Genomic DNA, 7,602 nt, shown 5'->3' on the forward strand with positions numbered 1-7,602 from the left:
AACTAAACAACAACTGTTGTGGCGGAATATGATGGTTTGTTGGTTGCTTGCGTCTACTGTTTGGTGTCTTGTGCAGCACACCACCCCGGTGTCGGGTGTTGCGTGTGTTGTCCTTTTTGGTTGTGTTGGTGGTTAGTGCGGTGGGGTCACGCCCGGTCCCTTTCCGAACCCGGAAGCTAAGCCTGCCTGCGCCGATGGTACTGCACCTGGGAGGGTGTGGGAGAGTAGGTCGCCGCCAACCGTAACGTAAAGAACTGAATACAGTGTTTGTGTGTGGTGCGGCCCGAACCCCCGGTGGGGGTGGGCCCGCACCACACACACTTTTATGTATGCGCCCACCCGTCCTTCGGGCGGGCAATCCCGTATCTAGTAGTCAATCCGGTTTGGCTCGACGCGGGGGAGCCCGGTACTCGGGCTAAACAAGCCCCACGCCAGCGTCCACTATTTTTGCGTCCGCGTCGGCACTATTTTGCTTTCGCCCATGCGGTTAACTTATCAACGGCATCGTCAATGACGTTCGCCTTCTTACAAAAAGCCCACCGAACCAGGGTTCGATACTGTTCCTCATCGTCAACGAACGCGGTGACTGGAATAGCTGCAACGCCCGCGTCCTTCGGTAGGGCAAGACAGAAGTCATCTGCGGTCATGTTCTTGGTTGCTTCGCACGTTGAGATGTCGGTAACCACGAAATATGACCCGTCACTGGGGTACACGGTCATGCCGATGTCCCCACACACCTTCGCGATCTTCTTATAGTTGTTTTCCAACCGCTGGCTCAGTCCATTGACCCAATCAGCTTCGTCGCGTAGCGCGTACGCAACTGCCGGTTGAAAAGGAGTGGCTCCCACAAACGACATATATTGCTTCGCTGTGAGCGCCGCATCAACGAGCGGAGCAGGTCCCATGACCCACCCGGTCTTCCAGCCCGTCGCATTAAAAGACTTCGCCGTCGACGAAACGGTCACAGTGCGCTCGCGCAAACGTCCCACGGAGGCCACGGGAACGTGGCGCGCTCCACTAAACACCAGGTGCTCATAGACCTCGTCGGAAAGGACAAGGCAGTCGTGGGCTTCAGCAACTTCACTGATTGCCAAGATCTCGTCGGTCGTAAATACGTGCCCTGTCGGATTGTGAGGAGTGTTGACAACAATCATCCTCGTGTTATCTGAGACAGTGCGGCGTAGTGCCTCAACATCTAATGCCCAGCGCGGAGCACCCTGCTCGTCAGTTGTTGGGAGCAGCGGGACCGCTACATGGTGGCCACCCGCCAGCCGGACAGCAGCTGCATAAGCGTCGTAATAAGGTTCGATGAGGACTACTTCAGAGCCGGGTTCGACCAACGCCAAAATGGACGCTGCGATACCTTCCGTGGCACCGACGGTCACGGCAACCTCGGTATCCGGATCAAAAACCTGGCCGTAGCTCTGCTCGCGATTAGCAGATATCGCTTTGCGTAGCTCCGGCACACCCCGGCCTGGAGCGTACTGGTTATTGCCCGACAAAATCTGCTCAGAGGCGATCTCCAGCATCCTTCGTGGGCCGTCGCTGTCCGGAAAACCCTGGCCCAGGTTAATGGCGTTGTTTTCTACTGCTAACCGGGTGATGCGCGAAAAGATCGTCTCAGGGATGTCACGGAGGCGCGACACGATCGGTGAGGTTAAAAGTGAACCGCTCTGTTCAGTCATGGAGCCATTGTAAACACCATCGCGGATGACACCGCAGACAGGGCTGGTCATGAGTTGCCGGGGCTCCGGGCAAGTACGACGCGTATCCAACCCTGACACCTTTATAAACAGGACACCTGTATAAACACGGCGGGTATATAAAATAGCTACATGGCCAACAAACCCACCTCTGGATCTTCATCGTCCTCTGCGTCCCCAACCAGTGCATCGTCTTCCGCATCGGCCGGCACCTTTGCCGGTACCTCTGGCTCGGCCGGTTCTTCTGCGGGTAACACCGGGGTGGGTCGGTCGGACGATGTGCTCGCGGGGAACCCGATCCTCACTCCCGAACAGCAGCTCGACCAGATCGCGAGCTTTATCTCGGTCCACTACAAAGAGGTGTGGGACATTATTTCTTCCCCGGGGAATTTCTCTGCCGAACGTGAGCAGCAAGAACCGGGGGAGCAACGCCAGTTGCAAGAGGACGCCGAGCAGGCAGTGGGGCGTTTAAACGACATCGTGACGCATACCTCGCAGCTCGTTCTCGGGGTGGGCCTCGATCACTCCATCCCGGGCGTGGCATTCACGTCGAACGGGCCGGACATGCACACCGTCGACGGCAACACCGCAGTCTTCGTCCCCTCCACCCCCACAGGGCGGATAGCAGTATCGCTACATGGTGGCCCGGGGTGGCACGGATCAGGACAGGAACTCGAGATCTTCTGGCGGCCAACCATCGCCGCGATCGCAGAACTCTCCGGCACAACAATTGTCGACGTCGACTATCAGCTTCCCCTCATACGACGGCGTCTGTCTGACGATGTGCAAGGAAATGCTGTATACAGCGATCACGCCGAGGGAACAGAAGGAATCATTCGTGATGCGCTTGCCGCAGTCGACGTGGCGGAGGACGTGCTCAGCAATATCTCGAGCGATACACGTGAATCAGACAGCACCACCGCTACGCACGACGAGGCCCGAGGCTACGACATAGTTGCTTTCGGTAGCGGTACATCTGCTGGGCTAGAGCTCGCAGCGAAGTGGAACAGCGAGCGCATTGTTCTGCAGCACCCTCGGCTATTCCAGCCCAGCCCAGAGAACGAAACATGGCGGAACCACGATTTCAGCCAGGCCAAAGTTCTTGTTCAGAAAGCCACACGTGACACCATCGCCGTCGACGCAGAAGGGATTGCTCATAACCTTCAGGAGCTAGGAGCAACCACAACCGTGACCGAGCACCTCGGCTACCACGTGTTGGCTACTCCGGCGGTACAAAGAGAGTGCGCCCAAGAAGCCGCCAACTTCCTCCAGGACGGATCTGTTCGCTAAGGATCTTTTCACGGATTTATCCGCCACGGCGTCAGCACTCGATTGGGGCGCCAGCTCTCATCGAGGAGACAGCACGCACATCGACGCCAGCTACAGCGGCAGGAGATTCCGCTTCGCGCCCATCACGTCGTCAATGCGATCAAGATTGTCGGCCAGCATTTTCCACTGTTGGGGTGCAATGGCAGCCTCGGCATCGCGCACAACGTTCTGGTTCTTTGTCGCCCACCCAATTGGCATGGGATTAATCTCATCCCACCGATCCTTATGCTGGACCGACCGCGTCGCCGTGACCGCTACCGACGGGATGCGCTCGCCGACCTCGCGCACCGTACCCGGAATTCGTGCCACCGTTCGCGCAGACAGGGCCCACCGCGGCTTATCATCCGCATTCACTGAGGTATTCACCAACGCCATGATCTCAACGTCGTGAGGATTCACGCGAGCGACCATCGCCGGTGCCAGCTCATAGCGGTTGTACAACGACTGGCCGGACCCCACCATGCGGGGAATAACCTGAACCATCACCAGGCTAAACAGCCCGAAGAGCCCCAGAACTATGGCGAGCAACACGAAGGCACCGTCGTGGCGAGCAAAAATAAAGATGAGGACAGCTGCGACAACGAGGATCCCACCGAGCACGCCGGCACTGACCTGGAGCCGGCGAGAATCTCGCACGAACTCGTTATGTTGGCGGTTAAAAGCCTCGTCCACGGTGAACTGAAAAGTGCTCATGGTGTTAGTCATCCTCAAGGTCCGGTAAATCCGCCGAGTTCACAATCCGGTACGCGTACCCCTGCTCAGCCAAGAAACGCTGACGATGGGCCGCGTACTCGGCGTCGATCGTATCGCGCGACACCACTGTGTAGAAATGCGCACTCCCGCCGTCGCGCTTGGGGCGCATCAAACGGCCCAAACGCTGCGCTTCCTCCTGCCGCGAACCGAACGTCCCGGACACCTGAATCGCCAACGACGCCTCAGGCAAATCAATAGAAAAGTTCGCGACTTTACTGACGACGAGCGTCGAAATCTCTCCAGAACGGAACTGCTCGAAAAGCTCTTCGCGCTTCTTATTCCGCGTCTTGCCGTCGATAAGGGGAGCGTTCAGCTTCTCGCTCAGCTCCTCCAACTGGTCGATGTACGCGCCAATGATCAACGTCGGTTCGTTGGGGTGCTGGGCCATGATCTTGCGAACCACGCGGATCTTCGTCCCCGAGCACGCCGACAACCGGTACTTGTCCGACTTTTCCGCGGTGGCGTACACCATGCGCTCGGACTCGGTCATCATGGACCGCACCTCAATGCACTCCGCCGGCGCAATCCAGCCCTGGGCCTCGATATCCTTCCACGGCGCGTCATAGCGCTTGGGGCCAATCAAGCTGAACACATCGCCCTCACGGCCATCCTCACGCACCAGCGTCGCCGTCAAACCCAAACGACGACGAGACTGCAGATCAGAGGTCAAACGAAACACCGGGGCAGGCAGCAGGTGCACCTCGTCGTAAATAATGAGGCCCCAATCGCGCGAATCAAAGAGCTCCAGTGCGCGGTACTCACCACGGGTTTTTCGGGTCACGACCTGGTACGTGGCAATCGTCACCGGGCGGATTTCCTTCTTTTCGCCGGAGTACTCGCCGATCTCATCCTCGGTGAGGGTGGTGCGCCGAATCAGCTCGTCCCGCCACTGGCGCCCCGATACGGTATTCGTCACCAGGATCAGCGTCGTCGTCTTGGATTTCGCCATGGCAGCTGCCCCGACCATCGTTTTACCTGCTCCACAGGGCAAAACGACGACGCCGGACCCGCCATCCCAAAATGAATCCGCCGCGAGTTTTTGGTAATCGCGAAGCTGCCAGTCCACGTTCTCCGTCGACAAGGAAATAGCATGAGCCTCACCGTCGACATAGCCCGCTTGGTCATCGGCAGGCCACCCGACCTTCAGCAATTCCTGCTTCAGGCGACCGCGCTCGGAGGGGTGGACAGTCCAGGCATCATCCGCAATGGCAGAGCCCAACATGGGCTTGATCTTCTTGTGGCGAATAACCTCCGCCAACACGGCCTTATCCGTCGCGTGCAGAACCAGCCCGTGGATCGGATCCTTGTGCAACGTCAGGCGGCCATAGCGACCCATCGTGTCGGCAATATCCACCAGCAGCGGCTGCGGAACAGGGAAGCGAGAATAATTCTCCAGCACATCGACAACCTGTTCAGCGTCGTGTCCGGCAGCGCGCGCATTCCACAACGCCAGCGGCGTAATGCGGTACGTGTGGATGTGCTCGGGTGCTCGCTCAAGCTCAGCAAACGGGGCCAAAGCAGCACGGGCCTCCTCGGCCTTCGGATGATCAATTTCAAGCAGAACTGTCTTATCTGATTGAACAATAAGAGGCCCATCGAAGGCGTTAGTGCCCTGCGCCATACAAACCCTTTCCTTTCATGCTCAGCGGTCCATGAGCGTAATGCTTGTGACATGGTGGAACGCAATACGTCGAACTTCCGACGAATGAACGTCGAACCCATCAAAATAGCCCGATGTCACAGTTAGCGGCTCCATACGGTATCGCTTAGTTGCGCCATTCTTCTCAACGTACGTCACAATGACTTGCATTCCCGACCGCGCATAATGAGAAAGCTGCGGAACCCAATCCTGCGGGTGAGTGAGAACCTTACCCTCGACGTCATCGGCATCCTCCCGACGAACCGCGGCAATCGCACCAGCAATGCCGCCCTCCGGAGTGGGCGTCACGTTCACCGAATACCGAGTCAACATCTCGGACTCATCCGCTGGCGAGAGATCAAAGTGGCTATCAAAACGGGCAACCGAATCCGACTGGACCGCCATACCACCGGCATCCTCCTGGACAACCTGGAATCCCTCGGCAGCCACATCCCTCAGCGCCGTTGCCAGCGGTACCGACCCCACCAACACCGTCGGCGCGATCTTTCGTAAACCTGCCGACGACGCTGCGGGGGAAGCCAGCACATCGTCGACGACCTGCGGATCATCAATGCGCAAATAACACGAAGCCTCGCCACCGCGCACCGATCCATAGAAGCGGCCCACGTCGTCAATGAGGAACGTGAGCCCCTGGGGAACACCATTGAGCACCCGAAGCGACAGGAACGACGAAATATCCTCAGGTGTAAGGCCCGACGCCATCCCCCGGCGGAGACTTTCCTCCGAAACCCTGTACAGCGTTGCCAGCCCGGGGCTTTCCACGTCGGCAATACGATCCATCATGCTCGTTGTCGTGTCATCAAGAGGGCTAGGGGCCAGAACGGTCATATCGCCTTGAGCAATCAATGTCGACGACGGCGCGGGAAATGAGGTCTGGCAGTGCCGGATCAAAGCGACGACATATGCGTCGTAGAGCGACAAATCTGCAGTCGACGAATTTGCTGAGCTCGGCTGAGAGCTACCGGTGTCCTCATTGCTCTCCGCGGAATCGCTCCCCACCGACGTTGGCTGGGACGTCGGCTGAGAAGCGTAGGTGCGCGACAGGCGTAACACGTAATCGGCCATCGGCGTGGAATGTGTCTCGCGATCTGGGGGAATGTCGCGGAGCAGGGGGAGGAGAATGTCAGTGACCCCGGTGGTTGCCCGCCCCGAGATAAGCCCGAACGCCTCCGCATTGGCCACCATATTGGGGACGGCCCGCGGATCCATATAAACCACATGCTGCGGATACATGTACCCGTACGCCGAGTACACATCCTCCGTTTTCCCGGTTGCGGAAGGATCAAAACCTCGCGCCGCGGACAAGAGATGCCGACGCAGAACGAGAGCACCCGGGGACACTGTCTCCTCGTCGAAGACATTGATGTTCTTGCCGTCCTCATCCTTGCCGACGACCCACGTCTGTGCCAGGGAACCAAACCATCCCATCGCCAGCAGCGCCCACTGTGTGCCGGCATCGGCGTGGATCCACTCTTCGGCCAGGCGCGTCGGGCCCCACCACCCGTAATCCGCCTCATCGTAGAGAGATTCCGGATCGCCCCAGTCGAGAAAGCCGAGGCCACGGGCCAGCTCAAGGAGGGTGATGAGCCTCGTGCGGGTGAGCCCAATATCCGACAATTCCTTTTCCGCACGCCGCAATTCCCGGACACCGATCTCCGAATTACGTAGCGCCTTAAACGGTGTCCGCGCAGCGAACCGCAAAAGCTCCCGCATATGGAACAAGGTCAGGGACACTTCCGCCGCGGCTGCCGACGACAACTGCGCGCGGGCGGGGGAGACGGTACCGATAATGTCATCGGGCGTCTGCTTCATCGGAATGGGCGACGGTGGGAAATGAAAACCTTCCGGCGGACGGAGGGACGTCGGCACGAAATTGTCGTGCCGTCCTGCGAGGTAGTTATGGACGCGGAGGGGAAGCCGGACGTAGACGTCGGCCGGTGGTTGTGGTGCGGATGAGTCCGCGCCGCTTGGCGTGCGGCCTTTGCGTGCCGACGAGGGACGCCCGGTCGATTGAACGGTGTCGTACACCTCCAGCAAACCGAGTGAAATGAGGTGGGGGACGGGGGCAGACGGATCCGAGTTCTTCGCGGGGGAATGGACTCCTCGGCCTCCTGCGTCGTGGAGGCGCTGCAGCACACGACGTTCTTGGGGAGTCAC

The 7,602-nt window shown here is 58.9% G+C and carries 5 protein-coding genes and 1 rRNA gene; 2 read left to right on the forward strand and 4 right to left on the reverse strand.

Going from position 1 to position 7,602, the window contains the following annotated elements; all coding sequences use genetic code 11:
- The first annotated feature begins 124 nt into the window (after positions 1-124).
- Positions 125-241, forward strand: a 5S ribosomal RNA gene (gene rrf, locus Q3981_RS07330).
- A 223-nt stretch (positions 242-464) separates the two neighbouring features.
- On the opposite strand, the gene Q3981_RS07335 is transcribed toward rrf, so the two are convergent.
- Positions 465-1,685 carry an aminotransferase class I/II-fold pyridoxal phosphate-dependent enzyme gene (locus Q3981_RS07335; protein WP_303124857.1) on the reverse strand — a complete coding sequence of 407 codons (1,221 nt, stop codon included), beginning with the start codon at positions 1,683-1,685 and terminating at the stop codon, positions 465-467.
- A 150-nt stretch (positions 1,686-1,835) separates the two neighbouring features.
- Here Q3981_RS07335 and Q3981_RS07340 point away from each other — a divergent pair, with 150 nt between their 5' ends.
- Complete coding sequence (locus tag Q3981_RS07340; RefSeq protein WP_303124860.1) at positions 1,836-2,993, forward strand: hypothetical protein; 1,158 nt, start codon at positions 1,836-1,838, stop codon at positions 2,991-2,993.
- 90 nt (positions 2,994-3,083) lie between these two features.
- On the opposite strand, the gene Q3981_RS07345 is transcribed toward Q3981_RS07340, so the two are convergent.
- The 3 genes from Q3981_RS07345 to Q3981_RS07355 form a co-directional block, all read right to left on the reverse strand.
- Positions 3,084-3,725, reverse strand: coding sequence for a DUF3239 domain-containing protein (locus Q3981_RS07345; protein ID WP_303124863.1), 642 nt, complete (start codon positions 3,723-3,725; stop codon positions 3,084-3,086).
- A 4-nt stretch (positions 3,726-3,729) separates the two neighbouring features.
- On the reverse strand, positions 3,730-5,406 hold the full coding sequence (locus Q3981_RS07350) for a DNA repair helicase XPB (protein WP_303124865.1): 1,677 nt from the start codon (positions 5,404-5,406) through the stop codon (positions 3,730-3,732).
- Positions 5,407-5,427: 21 nt separating this feature from the next.
- The coding region (locus tag Q3981_RS07355; RefSeq protein ID WP_303124867.1) for a helicase-associated domain-containing protein at positions 5,428-7,602 on the reverse strand (2,175 nt) is incomplete at its 5' end.

The organism is Corynebacterium sp. (assembly GCF_030530965.1).
Classification (GTDB): Bacteria; Actinomycetota; Actinomycetes; order Mycobacteriales; family Mycobacteriaceae; genus Corynebacterium.